The following is a 17,220-nucleotide window of genomic DNA, read 5'->3' on the forward strand; positions in this document are numbered from 1 at the left end:
TTCATCCGGCATTCGTAATTCGCAATTAAAAGAATGAGTGGCTTAATTGTTTTGGTCATAGTGGCTTACCTGGCGATGCTGTTTTTCGTGGCATACAGGATTGATGCGTCCACCCGACTGAGATTAAGAGTAGCCAATTCTCCTACGATTTATGCGCTTTCGCTGGCGGTTTACTGTACTGCATGGACCTTCTTCGGAAGTGTCGGCGGAGCTTCTGCATACAACATCCAATTTCTGACAATCTACATCGGGCCGGTGATCTTAATGCCGTTCCTGTGGATCATTTACCGCAAATTCATCCGGATTACCCGTGCACAGGGAATTTCGTCGTTTTCAGATTTTATTGCCAACCGGTACGATAAAAGTATCGGGTTGAACCGCCTGGTGGCTGTGCTGTTAATGTTTGGGATTATTCCGTACATCGCGCTTCAGATTACCGGTATCGACAAAGCGATCGAAACAATTGTGACGCACAACGGAACAGAGCAAAACGACTGGTTGAGTTACATCGATACGAGCTTGCTGGTGACGCTTGGTTTGGGGTATTTCATCATCATTTTTACCACCAAGCGTTTCCAGGAAAAAGAACAAAACACCGGATTGGTCGGAGCAATAGCCATTGAATCGGTGGTGAAGTTGCTGGTGTTCCTGCTTTTTGGATTGTACATCGTATTGTATGCGAATGACAAACCGGAACTGTATGCCGATTTCGATCCGCAAAAAATCAAATTGAATCCGAATAACGATTTCGGACAGTGGTTCGGGATGATTTTCCTTTCTGCTTTGGCGTTCTTGTTTTTACCGCGCCAGTTTGAATTGGGGGTAGTAACCGGAGCGAATGAACAGAAGGTGAAACGCGCCATCTGGTTGTTTCCGTTGTACCTGTTGCTGATCAATCTTTTTGTGATCCCGATTGCAATTATCGGGAACAACATGTTTGCCGGACATAAAATGAACCCGGATATGTACATGCTTTCCATCCCGATCCAGATGGATAAAGGATGGATGGCGCTTCTCGTCTTGCTTGGAGGATTTTCTGCAGCCAGTGGAATGATCATCGTGGCAACGCACGCTTTGAGTAAAATGGTGTCGAATGCGATCCTGATGCCGAGTTTTATCAATAACCGGTTTGTCTTGAACCGCTTCAAGGACCGGAACCACCGTATTCCGGTGTTCTTTCGTCGTCTGAGTATTTTCGTGGTGTTGTTGCTGGCATACCTGTATCACAAATTTGTGGTTGCAGATTTCACCCTGATTTCCATCGGGTTGGTTTCATTTGTGGCGGTTGCCCAGTTTGCGCCGGCTATTTTGGGTGGAATCTTTTGGAAGTTGGGAAACAAATACGGAGCTATTTTGGGAATTTCGCTTGGCTTCTTCGTGTGGCTTGTTTTCCTGATCGGTCCCACTATTTTAAACGTGGATTTGCACAGCCTGTTTTCGGGCGGTGTTTCCAGGTCCGGTAAGAGTCCGGAAGGAGATTTGATCACGACTGTTTTGTTCTGGAGTTTATTTGCAAATATCCTGGGGTACATCGTTGGGTCCTTATTTACGAATCAAACGGCATTGGAGCAAAACCAGGCTACGATTTATGTCGACATCATGAAATACTCCGCGGAAATGGATTCCGGAGTGGTGTGGAAGGGAAAAGCATTCTTCCCGGATATCAAATCGCTGCTTTCGCGTTTCCTGGGAGAGCGCAGGGTGACGGCAGAGTTGAATCATTTCGCGCAGAAACAGGGAATCAACCTCGATAATCACGACGAGCTGGATCCGCGTTTGATCGGTTACTCGGAAAAAATGCTGAGTCCGATCGTGGGAGCTTCTTCGGCAAAAATCCTGATCTCTTCCGTGGTAAAAGAAGAAAAGCTATCGATGGAAGATGTGGTAAACATCCTCGAAGAATCACAGAAAATCATTGCGGTCAACAAGGAATTGCAACAGCGCACCGATGAATTGAAACGCGTTTCGGAAGCCTTGAAACTGGCTAATGCACGGATGAAGGAAAATGACCTGTTAAAAGACGAGTTTTTGTATACCGTGACGCATGAAATGCGTACGCCGCTCACTTCGATCAAAGCGCTCAGCGAGTTGCTTTCGGATGAAGAAGACGCGATGCCGGAAGAAATCAAAAAAGAATTTCTAAATACCATTCTGAAAGAGTCGAATCGCATGACGCGACTCATTTCACAGGTGCTGGACCTGGAGAATTTCGAATCCGGAAAGCATCAGCTGATTATTGATCAAGTAGATATTTCAGAATTGATTCAGCACTGTTTACAATCGCTCGACGGAGTGTTTAAGCAGCGGAATATCAATGTGTGCATCGACATCGAAGAGCGCCTTCCGAAACTGGAGGCTGATTCGGACCGGATCACGCAGGTGGTATTGAACTTATTGGCAAATGCTGCCAAATATTGCGATAAAGAAAGTGGGAAAGTGTGGGTGGATGTCAACCGCGTGGGAACGATGCTGCAGGTGAAAATTGCAGACAACGGGCCAGGAGTCATTCCGGAACTGCGGGAGATCATTTTTGAGAAATTTTTCCAGGCTAAAAACCAAACGATGAGAAAACCGAAAGGAAGTGGTTTAGGATTGGCAATTTCAAAAAAAATTATCCAACTTCACGAAGGGAAAATAGGAGTGAGTAACAATGATCCGGAAGGATCGGTTTTCACGTTTAGCATTCCCTTCACCCAGAACAGAACTTAATTATGACAGGAAAGAAGATTTTAATAGTGGACGATGAGCCGAATATTGTGCTGTCGTTAGACTATTTGGTGAGGCGGAAAGGGTTTGTTCCATTGATAGCCAGAAATGGAACCGAAGCATTGAGTGCGGCAAATGAGCATGTTCCGGATTTAATTATCCTGGATATCATGATGCCGGATATCGACGGGTATGATGTGTGTCAAACCATCAAGTCCGATCCGCGTTTTGCGCACACCAAAATTATCTTTCTTTCTGCAAAATCGCGACCGGAAGATATTTCGAAAGGTCTTAAGATGGGGGCTGACAAATACGTCACCAAACCATTCAGCACAAAGCAATTGCTGGTAGAAATATTGGAATTGTTATAACTAAAAACTGTATAAAACTGGAACTATGAATAAGATGCAAATTAAAACCCTGGAAGAGTATCATGAAAAATACGCACAAAGCGTTTCTGATCCGGAAGGGTTTTGGGAAGAGGTTGCCAATGAATTTCAATGGATGAAAAAGTGGGATAAAGTTCTTGAGTGGAACTTTACCGAGCCGGATGTGAAGTGGTTCAAAGGTGCACAGCTCAATATCACAGAGAACATGCTGGATCGCCACCTGGAAAAGCGCGGAAACAAACTGGCGCTGATCTGGGAACCAAATGATCCGAAACAACGCTTTGTGCGCTATACCTACCGCGAATTGTATGAACACGTATGCGTGTTTGCGAATGCCTTGAAAGCTCAGGGAGTGAAAAAAGGAGACCGTGTGTGTATCTACATGCCGATGATCCCTGAACTGGCTATTTCGGTGATGGCTTGTGCGCGTATCGGTGCAATTCACTCGGTTGTTTTTGCCGGATTCTCAGCAAATGCATTGTCAGACCGGATTGAAGATGCTCAGGCAAAAGTGGTGATCACAGCCGACGGATTAAACCGCGGGCCGAAGCAGATTCCGTTGAAACGGGTAATCGATGAAGCATTGGAAGATAACACCTGCGTGGAAAAAGTAATCGTTTATGACTGCCTGGGCTGGCTTCCGTATATGAAAGAAGGCCGCGATATCTGGTGGGCAGATGCCATTGCCGGACAAGAGAAAAAATGCGAACCGGAACCGATGGATTCGGAAGATCCGTTGTTCATTCTGTATACATCCGGATCAACCGGAAAACCAAAAGGAGTGGTGCATACCTGTGGTGGCTACATGGTTTATACAACCTATTCCTTCCAGAATGTATACCAGTACCAGGAAAGCGATGTGTTCTGGTGTACGGCTGATGTGGGCTGGATTACCGGCCACTCATACATCGTTTACGGACCTTTGCTGAGCGGAGCAACCACGGTGATGTTTGAAGGAATCCCGACTTACCCGGATGCGGGACGTTTCTGGCAGGTAGTTGATAAATATGGCGTGAACCAGTTTTTGACTGCGCCTACAGCAATTCGTTCCCTGATGGCTTGTGGAGAAGATCACGTACTTTCATACAGTTTGGATTCCCTGAAGGTCATCGGAACGGTAGGTGAACCGATCAATGAAGAAGCGTGGAAATGGTATTACCAGCACGTTGGAAAAGGACGTTGTCCGGTGGTAGACAACTGGTGGCAGACAGAAACCGGTGGGATCATGATTTCCGGGATCGGGAATATTTCTCCGTTGAAACCGACCTTTGCGGGATATCCGCTGCCGGGAATTCAGCCGGTATTGCTCAACCAGGAAGGAAAAGAGATTGAAGGGGCAAACGAAGAAGGGTACCTGTGTATCAAATTCCCGTGGCCTTCTATTTTGCGCACAACTTATGGTGATCACGAACGTTGCCGCATCAACTACTTCTCGCATTACGATGGATATTACTTTACCGGTGACGGGGCGAAACGCGATGAAAACGGCATGTACCGCATTATCGGACGTATTGATGACGTCATCAACGTGTCGGGACACCGTTTCGGAACAGCGGAAATCGAAAATGCGATCAATACGAGCAACCTGGTAGTGGAATCTGCGGTGGTAGGTTATCCGCACCCGGTAAAAGGACAATCGATCTATGCTTTTGTGGTGTGTGAGCACGAAATCTCGGAAGAGAACAGGGATTTTACCCGCGGAGAAATCGTTGAAGCAGTGGTCGCTGAGATCGGCAAGATTGCCATTCCGGAGAAAATCCAGTTTGTTTCCGGCTTGCCGAAGACACGTTCCGGGAAGATCATGCGCCGAATTTTGCGAAAAGTAGCAGAAGGAGATGTTTCCAACCTGGGAGATACTTCGACCTTGCTGGATCCGCTGGTAGTGGATGAGATCGTTGAGAATGCGTTGTAGGAATTAAGCCTGCTAATCCCGCTAATTGCGCGGATCATGGTTTGATTGATGAAATGTTATACTATGTGTTCTATGTGGTTAAATTTTTCCTGCAGACCGGTTCTGTGTTCAGCCGAATGATCTCGCAGAAGAACGCAGATAAATCATAAAATCATTCGATAAAAGAAGGGCTCGCTTTTAAAGCGGGTCTTTTTTTTGTTGGCAGTCAGATTGGAGGCTCTGCACGCTCAGCTCCTTTGCGTTTCCAAAAAATCTCAGTTACTTAAACTTGTTCATTAATTCGAGTACCACCTGATCCGTTTTTGCAAAGCGTTGTTCCCGTTCCAGTAGAGTGGGGGCTGCTGCGCGTTCCTGGCAGTCGGCAATCGCACATTTCTCACAGTTCACGCCAACCAGTTTGGATGGAATTCCGGGGTCGCCCAGGAATGAAATCCGGTTTTGTGCCTGGTTCGAGATCAGGATTCCCAATGCAATGCTACGGTAAAATCCGCCGCGAATCGGGTCTTTGGTTGCAGAACTCAAAACGAGGTATTGGTGGTTCGAATCAACATACGAAGAAATCTGTGCTTCGATGAGGTGTTTGCTTTGGGTTTCAGGAATTTCAGAAAGTGTTTTAATCGCAACCCATCTTCTGCAATAATGCAGGTTATTCTCGTTTCCATGTGGTTCCTGCGATGAAGTGATGTGCAGTTCTTTCGTCATCTGGAAACCTCTTCCCGGTTTGTGCCGGAAGCGGAGAAAGAATAAGTTTTTCAGGTTGAAATCTTTTGGAAGCACGTTGGTGAGTCGCTGGTAGAATGTTTCCGGCGAATCGGTGAACCGGTTGATAATCCGGCGCAGCTCCTCGGAATCGAACTGTTTCTTGTCAAAGAAAGCCTTCAGTTCTTCAACGAGTATTTTGCGCGGAATGATCATGGCTCCTGCAAAATAAGAAGCGTAGAAATTGTTCAATACCTGGTCGAAAGTGTCGAACTTGATCCACGAAAACGTATACAAGCGATCTGTGATATTCAGGAAATTGTATGCAATTTCTTTCGCGTAAATAAAGGTGCGCTGTGATTGATCCGTTTGCTTGGAAATCAGCAGCGTTTTGCTGTTTGGAATAAAAACCGAACGCAGGTTGGTCAATTCTTCGTGCTGGCTCAGTTCGTCATTATTAATCGTGTAGCCGTATTCTTCGATTAATATTTCCTCCAGATCCTGAGCCGACACTTTTTTATTCTGGTCAATGGAATAGGCCTTGCAGAATTTTTCCGCAGCCACTTCAATTTCTTCGAAATAGTTGTTGTTCGCTTCCTGGTAAGAACGCAAAGCGGCGAGGTAAAAACTTTCCTTGCTCAGGTTGTAATGCTTGGAGATCTCGATCAGTGTCGAAATGAAAGCATTCACCTTAACCGGCGCTTCGGCAATGATATCGATCAGGTCGCTTTCCCGGATTCCGAATAATTCCAATGGAATTTCCTTTAAAAGACGGGATTGCAGGATTTCCCCGATTGGAGCCAGGTTCTTGTCTAGTTTCAGGGAAACCAACTGATCGTAACTCGTTTCCAGGGCTTCGGCCAGGGCAATGATTTTATCGCGCTTCGGGTATTTCTTTCCCTTTTCAATCTCGTTCAGGTACGATTTGGACAATCCGGTGGCTTTTGCCAGTCCGAAAAGGGAGAGGTTTCTTTCGGTTCGGATTTGTTTCATCTTCAAACCAAAAATCAACCGGATGTAATCTTCTTCGATCATTTGTAAACGCGTTTCAAGGGTGATAAAACCTGCAAGATACAAAGTTGCGGAAACTTTGCGGAAATGGGTTAAATAAATTTATTTAAAAAAATAGCGAACGTTCGCTGAAATTGTAAAATTTAATTTGTAATATTGTTCCGAAACAACAGCTAAGCTATTCAGCATGACAACGATTACGAGAAACAAGATGATTGAAGTACGGAATTCCATGAATCCGGAAGAAGTACTTACAAAGGAAGCATTGCTCTTCCTGTTTTCACTTCATAAAGAATTTAATCAGCGGCGAAAAGTCTTGCTTGAAAACCGGCAGCTGGAACAGCAGGTTTTTGATAAGGGAGGTTCTCCTGATTTTCCGAAAGAAACACGGTTGATCAGGGAAAGTGACTGGGTGGTGGAATCCATTCCGGCAGATTTACAGGACCGCCGCGTGGAAATTACCGGGCCGGTAGACCGCAAAATGGTCATCAACGGATTGAATTCGGGAGCGAAAGTGTTCATGGCTGATTTTGAAGATGCCTGCAGTCCGTCGTGGAGCAACCTGATGAACGGTCAGCAGAACCTGAAAGAGGCGGTCGACCAAACCATTTCACTGGAACAAAATGGAAAACACTACCGCTTGAATGAGCAAACAGCTGTTTTGGTCGTGCGGCCCAGAGGGTTGCATTTGGAAGAGCAAAACCTGGAGTTTGAAGGTGTTTCTGCTTCCGGATCCCTGGTCGATTTCGGATTGTATTTTTTTCATAACTGGAAAACACTCATTCAGCGTGGAACCGCTCCGTATTTCTACCTGCCAAAACTCGAGCATTACCGCGAAGCGGCCTGGTGGAACGAGGTGTTTAACTATGCGCAGGAATACGTCGGATTGCCAAAGGGGACCATCAAAGCTACCGTTCTGATCGAAACGATTACGGCAAGTTTTCAGCTGGATGAAATCATTTACGAATTGAAAGATCATATTGCCGGACTGAATTGCGGGCGCTGGGATTATATTTTTTCCTATATCAAGAAAATGAAAAACCATTCGGGATTTATGGTTCCGGATCGCGACCAGATTACGATGACGAGTCCGTTTATGGATGCCTATTCGAAGCGGGTGATCGAGGTGTGTCACCGGAGAAATATCCTGGCGATCGGCGGAATGGCGGCTCAAATCCCGGTTAGAAATGATGAAGCGGCAAATGACCGTGCTTTTGCGAAGGTCAAAGAAGATAAACTCCGGGAGGTGAAAAACGGACATGACGGAACCTGGGTGGCTCATCCGGCATTGGTTCCGCTGGCGAAAGCCGTTTTTGATGAATTTATGCCGACGAGTAACCAGCTGCACCTGCACCGCATGGCGGAAGTCGTTACGCAGGAGCAGTTGCTGGAACTTCCGCAGGGAGCAATTACGGAAGCAGGTGTGCGAAAAAATCTGAATGTAGGCGTTTTGTATTTGGAATCCTGGCTGAACGGAACGGGAGCGGCTGCTTTGTATCACTTGATGGAAGATGCGGCTACGGCTGAAATTTCCAGGGCGCAATTGTGGTTGTGGCTGCAACGGTCGGTGGTTTTGGAAAACCGGCGTGCCTGCACGGCTGAATTGTACCGGGAGTACCTCGCTGAAGAGTTGATGAAGATCAAATCGTATGTGGGGCCGGAGCGATTTGTTTCCGGGAAGTTTGACCTGGCGGCGGATTTGTTCCTGCAGATGGTAAGCGCTGCTCAGCTGGACGATTTCCTGACGCTGATTGTCTATCCGTATATCGCGCAGGAATAAAAAATGGAAAAATCCCGAAAAGGGACAATTATAAAAAGGGAATTGCCGAACGCTGCAACATCCGGCAATTCAGTTAAAAACAATTATCGAGTAACTATTTAAAACAGTGTAAAGTTATGAAAACACAAGAAAGAATCAATGCTTTGGTAGCGGATTGGGTATCGAATCCGCGTTGGAAAGGTGTCGTGAGACCATATACGGCCGAAAAAGTAGTAGAGCTTCAGGGATCGTATGTGATTGAGTATTCGGTTGCGCGTCGCGGAGCTGAAATTCTTTGGAATAAATTAAATAATCAGTCCTGGGTGGCCGGATTGGGGGCGTTGACAGGAAACCAGGCGATCCAGGAAGTGGAAGCCGGTTTGGAAGCGATTTACCTGAGTGGTTGGCAAGTGGCGGCAGATGCGAATCTTGCCGGGGAAATGTACCCGGATCAGTCGCTTTACCCGGCAAATAGTGTGCCGCAGGTTGTGAAGCGGATCAACAATGCCTTGCTTCGTGCGGATCAGATTCAAAGTGTAAATAAAGTTGAAAACAAGAAAGATTACCTGGTTCCGATTGTAGCAGATGCCGAGGCGGGATTTGGGGGAAACCTGAATGCATTTGAGTTGATGAAAGGAATGATCGAGGCTGGTGCATCCGGTGTTCATTTTGAAGATCAGCTTTCTTCAGCTAAAAAGTGTGGTCACTTGGGTGGAAAAGTACTGGTTCCTACACAGGAAGCGATCAATAAACTGATTGCGGCTCGCTTGGCGGCAGATGTGATGGGCGTTCCGACTTTAATTGTTGCCCGTACAGATGCAGATGCGGCAAACTTGCTGACAAGTGATATCGATGAGCGTGACAGACGGTTTGTAACAGGCGAGCGTTCTCCGGAAGGATTCTTTTATGTAAAGAACGGCATTGAGCAGGGAATTGACCGGGGACTGTCTTATGCTCCGTATGCAGACTTGATCTGGATGGAAACTTCAACTCCGGATTTGGAGCAGGCACGCCAGTTTGCACAAGCGATTCATGCAAAATACCCGGGAAAACTACTGGCATACAATTGTTCGCCTTCATTTAATTGGGCTGCAAAATTATCAAAGCAGGAAATGGAAACCTTCCGTGAGGAATTGGCTGAAATGGGGTATCGGTTCCAGTTCATTACACTGGCTGGTTTCCATGCTTTGAATACGTCGATGTTTGAGTTGTCGCTGGCGTACAAGCGTCGCGGAATGGCTGGATATTCTGAATTGCAGGAGCGCGAATTTGCACTGCAGTCGGAAGGATTTAAGGCCGTGAAACACCAGGCTTTTGTTGGTACAACCTATTTTGATGCAGTTCAGAATACGGTGATGGACGGTGTTTCATCAACAGTTGCGATGAAAGATTCGACGGAAACGGCTCAGTTTTAAGTGTTGATTTGTTTAAGAGTTGCCACCTTCGTGAAAAGCGGAGGTGGCTTTTTATTACTTGCCTTTTGAAGTGGATTGACTATCTTGCTGCTGTAATTCCTGAAATCATGCATGTTCAATGTTTCCTTTCCATCGCGTTAACACTTTTTTCTTGTAATCTTTTTGCGCAGCAGGAAACGGATTCACTTCGGTTAAAAGGTCATTTTACCAATACGGCTGAACGACCTTTTGTAGGTAAGAGTCGGGGGGATACGCTGTCGAAGGTTTCATTTTCAAGATATTTGATTGGTAAGCCGGATATTTCGAAAATCCGATCCGATTACAATGGTTTGGTCGTGCTGAAAATAAAAGTAGATTCCTCCGGCAAAATTGTCGGGGTGCCGGTGGTAGATAAGAGTCGGTCAACCATTGCGGATAGCCGGGTGGTTGATGATGTTGTCCGGGTGGTTGTGGAAGGGTGTTTGTATAATTCTTCCGAGAAAGCGTTAGAAGAGTTGAGCATCACTGTTCGCATCATTGCGAATTAGGGAACCGGTTTTTTTATACCATTTTACAAATCTATAAAATGGTATAAAAAGCCTGCTGTCGCTGGGCTAATAGATGGATGTCTATCCATGTTTTTCTGCCGAAATCCCCTAAAACCAAAAAGCACTTCCGTTTCCGAAAGTGCTTCCTGTTAAACAGTATAAAAATAAACTACTCGTCGTCGTATTCTCCCTTGATGGCGTAATATCCGAAGATCGCCAGACCAAGAACAATTAACGGAGTAAGAATAAAGAGGATGATGATTCCAAATACCAGGTCATCCTGGCTTCCTGTTGAAAACTTCGGAATTCCGAACTTCACTACACAGAAGTATGCTGACAGCGCGGCAAGCAAAAGCCATAAAACGCCTAAAACTCTTTTAATGATATTCATGTCGCTGTTTTTTTAATTGTTAATAACGTTGGTCGGTTTCTTGTCCTTCACATAGATCAGTCCGATGACAAAGCTCACGGCTGCAATAATAATCGGATACCACAAACCGTCCAGGTAGAATTCCGAATTGCCACTGTCTTTCGACTGGGTTACGAGATAAGTAGAAATGGCAGGTAAAAGCCCTCCGAAGATTCCGTTTCCGATGTGGTATGGAAGCGACATCGAAGTGTAGCGGATTTGTACCGGGAACATTTCGACCAGGAAGGCTGCAATCGGGCCGTAAACCATCGTTACGAAAATCACCTGGATGAATACAAGGAATGTCAGGAACCACTTATCCGAACTTGGAATGCTGATCGAAATCTTGTTGTCGATGCGCGGTTTCCCTGCTGCTACGATCACTTTTTGATCTTTGTCCAGGTGAACCGTTTTCTTCTGAGTCCAAACCGTTCCGTCTGAATAGGTGTTCACAGTCGTGTAAAGTGAATCCGTTCCGGCTGCTACGGCTGTTGCTGAAAGATCGGTTTTCGTCGAAACCAGGAGTTCTTTTTTATGTTCTACATTGGTTCGTTCGTACATGATGCGGTAGATTGGCCGGTAGCATACAATGGCCAGCAACATTCCGGCAAGCATGATTTTCTTTCTGCCAATTTTGTCCGACATCCAGCCGAAGACCACGAAAAACGGAGTTCCCATCAGAAGGGCAATTCCCATCAGGGTGTCGACCTGCTGTGCGTCAATGTTCATCACGGTTTTAATGAAGCTCATGGCGTAGAACTGTCCGGTGTACCAGACAACACCCTGTCCCATCGCAACTCCGAAAAGTGCAAGCAAAACGAATTTGAAATTCAGTTTGTTTCCGAAGCTCTCTTTCAACGGATTTTTAGAGATTTTTCCTTCGCTTTTTGCTTTTGCAAACTCAGGAGATTCGTGCATTTTCTTACGGATAAGGTATGAAACGGCTACCATCAGGATGGAAACCCAGAACGGTACGCGCCATCCCCAGGTATCGAATTGTTCTTCTGTTAAACTTCCGCGTGTGATCAGGATGACAACCAGGGAGACAAACAAACCGAAGGTGGCAGTTGTCTGAATCCAGGAAGTCCAGTATCCGCGTTGTCCTTCCGGAGAGTGTTCTGCGACATACGTTGCAGCACCACCGTATTCACCTCCGAGAGCAAGTCCCTGGAGTAAGCGGAGTAATAAAATGAGGATTGGGGCAAAGACCCCGATGCTTTCGTAGGAAGGAACACATCCGATCAGGAATGTGGCTCCACCCATTAAAAGCAAGGTGACCATGAAGGTGTATTTTCGTCCGATCAAATCACCCAGGCGTCCGAAGAACAAAGCTCCGAAGGGTCTGACAACGAAACCGGCAGCAAATGTTGCCAGGGTGGATAAGAATGCGGCTACAGGATTGTCTGCCGGGAAAAATTTGGTCGAGATGACAACGGCCAAACTTCCGAAAATGTAAAAGTCGTACCACTCGATTAATGTTCCGACGGAGGAGGCGGAAATGACTTTCCAGATTCCTTTTGATGATGTATTGTTACTCATGTCCTTTCGAATTACGTTTTATAAGTTCGTAGCAAAACGACTGCTGAGTTCCGGAAGCTCGTGAGCCGTTTTCGTTTCTCCAATATTCCGTAATTCAGGTTAAAGAGTAAAAAGAGTTATATATTTTTGTAAATGATATAGCTAATCCCTGAATCGTTCCCATTTAATGAGCATAAATTTATCGCCGAGTTCCGTGATAATCATTCCTGCTCCGGTAAGAAAATCCTTGTTTTTAAGTTGTTCCACCAATTCATGATGTGTGATGATGCGGTAGGTGGGATGGTAGTTTCCGTCGTTCAGCCGCTTGATTTTGTAGTGTCTGACCCAGTTGGAGACTGTTACGTGCGAGACCCCGATAATGCGTTCGATCTCCCGGTAACTCAATCCTTCCAGGTAAAGCTGAAGCGCTTTGGTGATGTAGTAATCGTCAATTTTCTTCCCGATTTTGTCTACGGTGAAGTTGTAAGAGCATTGTTTGCAGGTATAACGCTGCCGGTTGTTGACAATACCGCTTTTAATGATTTTGGGGCTTCTGCATTTGGGACAGCTTTCAATTTTCATCAGATGCTATTTTATTTTTGCATAAATATAGTATTTTAGCGATATGATCAGTCGTTTTTCAGAAATTTTCCTTGAAAACCAGTGAAATAACCGGATTTCTTCTGAGAAAAAGCGGTTCTCAAAATGGAATTACCGGAAGATCCGGTCAATTTCCCAGCGATTCCCTGTCCTGGAAAGTTCATAGGTTAGGATGTTTCCATGCGGGAAACGAATCTTAATATAAGCTCGTTTTTCAAACACGAATTGTATGAGCACTTTGGCTTGGTCGAGGTCTTTCAAATCATCTTCATAGTCCTGCGAGAGCATTATGAAATCGTATTCGAATCCTTCCGGAGGGCCGTCGTTTGCAGGATTTTTCCGAAGTGCCTGTGTGCAGGTTTTGAAATAGGCTCTCCAGTGATCCCGATATTTTTCTGAAACGAATCCTGTTGCTTTCAAAGCGCCAAGGTATTTTTCCGTTTCCGTAAAATTAACTGCGTAGAATCTGGTGGAATCGAAAGGTGTGTTATCGGTATTGTCGACCAGTTCGAACGTGTTGATTGTTTGGTCAGTCCGGTACCAATGGAGAAAATCAATGATTGTTTTAGCCGGTTGTTTCCGGATTGAAGGGTTTTCGCTGTTCAGCACGTCGCTGGTATGTGGTTTTTTGTGCCAAATACAGGAGCTTCGGAAATTCCGGCTATGAGGATGAGTGCAATGCATTGGAAGATGAACAGATAAAAATATTCCCGGGTTCCGGTTCGTTTTTCCACTTTTCGTTCAATCAGGAAATTAATTCCTGTTAAAATGAGGAGCAACAACAGGTAAAATGGAAGTAATCTGTTGATGTTGGATGCAATAACATCACCCACATAAGAGCAGTCCGGAATATACGCAATGAGCTCATAAGAAAACACGGTGAGATACAGCATCCAGGTTAATCCCAGCAGGTTTAAAGCGTATTTGATGATACGAAGACCAATACTTCCTTTCATGTGTTGATCATATTGTACAGGTGGATGAAAACGTCGTCGGGAAAGATTGAAACTTTCTGTGAACCTTTTCAATTTGTTGAAAGTTACGGCTGAAAAATCAGCCGTAACGTTTGATTATCCTCTTCTTCTTTCCAGCAAAATCATCATCATCAGCGAAAGCACGATGCATTCGTCTTCACTGGTATTGTTTGTGGGGCCGATTTTATCGAGGGTGAATTTTCTTCCGAACATAGATGGGTTTTTCTTCAGGCGCATCACTTTTGAACCGTCCGGTCTCCCGACAATGTATTTCGGGTTGAAAACATACCCGGTAAAGATTCCCAAAATCGGAATTTCGCTAAACATGCTGTCAAAAACCTTGGTCCAGGCATTTTCTTCCATGATGTGGAAAGCCAGGTGCTGATTCTGATCGTAGACATCATAGCGTGCTTTCCAGATCGAGGCCCAGCCTTTTCTGGCAACACGGCCTTTTTCGATCCCGTTCTTATCGGTGAAAACATAGGTTGCCGAAAAATCAATCCACTTGTTTGCTTTGATCGTGAATTCCAGGTTGGTTTTACTGGTATCTGTAAATACCTGGATTTCATCAATGAATTTGAACATCTTCTGGCGAACATAAGCCAGTGTGGAAGATCCGGAGTCTTCAATCACAAAGTCATTCGACATGGTTCCGATCTTGAATGTAAACTTCAACGGGTAATTCAAGTTCTTCAAATCCACGTTTTTCTGAGCAAAAAAGCTCATGTTGTCAAGAATATCACTCATAGTTTATTTTGTTGATTTAAGGTTCTTTTCGTACAAAGCAATCCACTCTTCTGCACTTATTTTAGAGACCAGTTCCCCGATAAGACCGAACGGAATCTGATCCGGTTTTTTGAAGCGGACACAGCTTTTTCCCATGTCCAGTTTGGTTTTACTGACTTTTGTATACTCGGAAACAAACCAGTTCAGTAGTTCCTGGTTGGCATACAAGCCCATGTGGTAAAACGCAATGAAGTTCTTCTGAGAAGCAAAACTCATGAAAGGAAGCGGAAGTTTGGGATCGCAGTGATACCCTGCCGGATAGATCGTATGCGGAACCACGTAGCCAACCATTCCGTAATTAAGACACTCCTTAAAACCTCCGGGAAGATTGTCCAGGATCGTCTTTCTCAACTTGTTTAATGCCGCTTTTCGCTCTTCAGGAGCGTTGTTAATCAATTCATCTGGAGTTGTACCCGGGTTTTGCATGGATTAAAATTTTCTCCAAGTTAAAGGTTTTTACTGAAAAGTGTGATTGGAACAATCTTCTTTTTATCGTTGACTGCTCAGCTTGTAATGATGTTGACTGAGCGGCCTGTAGTAATGTTGACTGAACGGAGTCGAAGGCAACGTTAAAGGCAACGATAAAAAAGGCCGGCAAAATTTGCCGGCCCCCAAAACTGATTCTCATTAAAGAAAATCACTCGATGACGATCTTATGCGTCGCAATATTTTTTCCGTTCTGAGAAACCGTGAGCAGGTAGAACCCGTTCCGGAAATCAGAAACGTTGATAGAAGCGTATGTTAATCCTTTCTGAACCGTTTGATTTCCCTTGAAAACCTGCTGTCCGTTCAGGTTGGAAAGTGAGAGTTCGTAGGAAGCATCTGTTTTGGAAGCCAGGATAATATTCAAATCCTCAGAAGCCGGATTCGGATAGGTCTTAACGATTTCCACATCTTTGGAATACTGGCGTTCCAGTGTCAGCGTATTGGAGCTGGATGAACTTCCGTTTTCGCGGATCAGTCTGACACGATAATAAGAAAGGTTATTGGCAGGTTGCAGGTCTTCAAACTGGTAAGTAAGTGATTCCATGCTCAAACCTTGTGCTTCAACCGTTCCGATTTCCGTATAATTCATTCCGTCGTCACTGCGTTCAACAAGGTATTTGTCTGCATTGAATTCGCTGGAACTAACCCATTCGAGTGCATTGTACCCGGCTTCGTTTTTTCCGGTCAAACTCACGTTCTCCATTCCCAACGGCGAACAGCTGACTACTGCCGTTCCTCCGAAAGACAACGGAACAGTGGTGATTGCCGAAGAGTAGTTGGACAAACAGATCAGGTATTGAGTATAAGAACCTACGGTAATCGGAGATTCCCAGTTGGTCATGGAAGTTGCTCCTGTAGGAAGAGCGCTTGCCAAACCGGTGAATTGCTCACAGGAACCGTTATAGTTACAACGAACAGGGGCCTGGGTTCCGGCCAGGATACTGGCACAGGTTGTTGCGGTATAACTCCACATCGACCAGTCGAGGCAGTTGAAAGTTCCCGAATTCGGTGTTCCCATCTGGAATGTCAATGTTCCTCCTGTCAATACGTTTACGATCATCCAGGTACTGTTCAGCTCTCCGGAAAGCAGGCAGCCGGGGTTTGAGCTAGAAACGTTTGTACTTGGGTTTGCAGCACAGGTTCCGGCGGTACAAATCTCATTGGTTGCTCCATAGCCGTTAGGCTGGATCGAAAAAGATGCATTGGAACAAACGTTTGCTGCTATCCCGCAGTCTCCCGCCACGGTTGGCCCGCCGGAAGGACAGGTCAGTGAGAAGGTAATCCCGGAAGCGGCGGTTGAAGTGGCATCCATAATAAAATAATAAGTTGTTCCGGAAGTGAGAGCGATTGTTCCCACAGATCCCGGAGCAGTTGCTATTCCCGCACAAGTCCATCCGGTCGCAGAACATCCCCCGGAGCTGGCTTTCCACCCGATGGCGTAACCGCCTCCTGTTACGGAGGTTACGTTGAACGAATAGTTCCCGGTAGACGTTGCTGTGTAGGTATAAACCTGTTCCAGTCCCGGAGTGGAAGTCGAACAAAAGGTTGAGATAAAAGATGAGGCTCCTGTCGTTGTTAAGTTAAATGACTGACCGCAACCCGGGATGTTGGAGACACTGGCGCAAGGTCCTGTTCCGCAGGAGTTGCAGGTAATGGTTGTTGTGAGACAGGTAGTTCCCGTTCCACACCCGGTACAGTTTGCATTCAGTGTCATGTAATACGTTCCGGATGAGGGAGCGGTGAATGAAACAGATGAGCTTCCGTAAGCAACCACAGTTCCGGTCGGAGAACCACTGTGAATGGTGATACATGCAGCCGGGCTGGTGGTGAGTGTATAAGTACTTCCCGAAACAACCCCGGTAATGGTGTTGTAATCCCCGGCCCAGTTGCAACTGCTGATAGTCGTAGATGCTGTTCCTGTTGGAGCAGCTACTGATGCAAATGAACTTCCTCCCGAACATTGTCCGAAGCTGCTTTGAGTAAAAGAGGTGAGGGTGAAAGCGAGTATAAGAATGTTGTTGGATTTCAT

At 45.6% G+C, this 17,220-nt stretch carries 15 protein-coding genes; 6 read left to right on the forward strand and 9 right to left on the reverse strand.

Annotation, left to right across the window (positions count from 1 at the left end):
- Positions 1-33: 33 nt before the first annotated feature.
- The 3 genes from ABDV94_RS15170 to acs are packed head-to-tail and all read left to right on the forward strand — an operon-like array spanning position 34 to position 5,007.
- Positions 34-2,709 (forward strand): sensor histidine kinase, encoded by a 2,676-nt coding sequence (locus ABDV94_RS15170; protein WP_343748055.1) that lies wholly within the window; start codon positions 34-36, stop codon positions 2,707-2,709.
- Between the two features lie 2 nt (positions 2,710-2,711).
- Positions 2,712-3,077 carry a response regulator gene (locus ABDV94_RS15175; protein WP_343748056.1) on the forward strand — a complete coding sequence of 122 codons (366 nt, stop codon included), beginning with the start codon at positions 2,712-2,714 and terminating at the stop codon, positions 3,075-3,077.
- Between the two features lie 25 nt (positions 3,078-3,102).
- Positions 3,103-5,007: an acetate--CoA ligase gene (gene acs / locus ABDV94_RS15180; protein WP_343748057.1), complete on the forward strand. Its 1,905-nt coding sequence runs from the start codon at positions 3,103-3,105 to the stop codon at positions 5,005-5,007.
- A 258-nt stretch (positions 5,008-5,265) separates the two neighbouring features.
- On the opposite strand, the gene ABDV94_RS15185 is transcribed toward acs, so the two are convergent.
- Positions 5,266-6,738 (reverse strand): helix-turn-helix domain-containing protein, encoded by a 1,473-nt coding sequence (locus ABDV94_RS15185; RefSeq protein ID WP_343748199.1) that lies wholly within the window; start codon positions 6,736-6,738, stop codon positions 5,266-5,268.
- A gap of 166 nt (positions 6,739-6,904) precedes the next feature.
- On the opposite strand from ABDV94_RS15185, the gene aceB reads away from it, so the two are divergent.
- The 3 genes from aceB (at position 6,905) to ABDV94_RS15200 (ending at position 10,418) form a co-directional block, all read left to right on the forward strand.
- Positions 6,905-8,497 carry a malate synthase A gene (aceB, locus tag ABDV94_RS15190; protein ID WP_343748058.1) on the forward strand — a complete coding sequence of 531 codons (1,593 nt, stop codon included), beginning with the start codon at positions 6,905-6,907 and terminating at the stop codon, positions 8,495-8,497.
- Positions 8,498-8,613: 116 nt separating this feature from the next.
- Positions 8,614-9,891: an isocitrate lyase gene (gene aceA / locus ABDV94_RS15195; protein WP_343748059.1), complete on the forward strand. Its 1,278-nt coding sequence runs from the start codon at positions 8,614-8,616 to the stop codon at positions 9,889-9,891.
- 65 nt (positions 9,892-9,956) lie between these two features.
- On the forward strand, positions 9,957-10,418 hold the full coding sequence (locus ABDV94_RS15200; RefSeq protein ID WP_343748060.1) for a hypothetical protein: 462 nt from the start codon (positions 9,957-9,959) through the stop codon (positions 10,416-10,418).
- A 169-nt stretch (positions 10,419-10,587) separates the two neighbouring features.
- On the opposite strand, the gene ABDV94_RS15205 is transcribed toward ABDV94_RS15200, so the two are convergent.
- The 8 genes from ABDV94_RS15205 to ABDV94_RS15240 all read right to left on the reverse strand — a co-directional run bounded on the left by ABDV94_RS15205 (position 10,588) and on the right by ABDV94_RS15240 (position 17,220).
- On the reverse strand, positions 10,588-10,809 hold the full coding sequence (locus ABDV94_RS15205; RefSeq protein WP_343748061.1) for a DUF6814 family protein: 222 nt from the start codon (positions 10,807-10,809) through the stop codon (positions 10,588-10,590).
- A gap of 12 nt (positions 10,810-10,821) precedes the next feature.
- Positions 10,822-12,366, reverse strand: coding sequence for an MFS transporter (locus tag ABDV94_RS15210; RefSeq protein WP_343748062.1), 1,545 nt, complete (start codon positions 12,364-12,366; stop codon positions 10,822-10,824).
- A 141-nt stretch (positions 12,367-12,507) separates the two neighbouring features.
- Positions 12,508-12,927 carry a helix-turn-helix domain-containing protein gene (locus ABDV94_RS15215; protein ID WP_343748063.1) on the reverse strand — a complete coding sequence of 140 codons (420 nt, stop codon included), beginning with the start codon at positions 12,925-12,927 and terminating at the stop codon, positions 12,508-12,510.
- Positions 12,928-13,056: 129 nt separating this feature from the next.
- Entirely contained in the window at positions 13,057-13,554 is a 498-nt protein-coding gene (locus ABDV94_RS15220; protein ID WP_343748064.1) for a hypothetical protein, read from the reverse strand.
- The gene (locus ABDV94_RS15225) at positions 13,548-13,901 is read right to left on the reverse strand and encodes a hypothetical protein (RefSeq protein WP_343748065.1); all 354 of its coding nucleotides are present in this window, start codon (positions 13,899-13,901) and stop codon (positions 13,548-13,550) included. The genes ABDV94_RS15220 and ABDV94_RS15225 overlap by 7 nt, the downstream gene beginning before the upstream one ends.
- Before the next feature lie 114 nt (positions 13,902-14,015).
- Positions 14,016-14,666, reverse strand: coding sequence for a hypothetical protein (locus tag ABDV94_RS15230; RefSeq protein WP_343748066.1), 651 nt, complete (start codon positions 14,664-14,666; stop codon positions 14,016-14,018).
- 3 nt (positions 14,667-14,669) lie between these two features.
- Positions 14,670-15,131 (reverse strand): DUF1801 domain-containing protein, encoded by a 462-nt coding sequence (locus ABDV94_RS15235; protein WP_343748067.1) that lies wholly within the window; start codon positions 15,129-15,131, stop codon positions 14,670-14,672.
- Positions 15,132-15,342: 211 nt separating this feature from the next.
- Complete coding sequence (locus tag ABDV94_RS15240; protein ID WP_343748068.1) at positions 15,343-17,220, reverse strand: T9SS type A sorting domain-containing protein; 1,878 nt, start codon at positions 17,218-17,220, stop codon at positions 15,343-15,345.

It is taken from the genome of Fluviicola sp., from assembly GCF_039596355.1.
GTDB lineage: Bacteria > Bacteroidota > Bacteroidia > Flavobacteriales_D > Crocinitomicaceae > Fluviicola.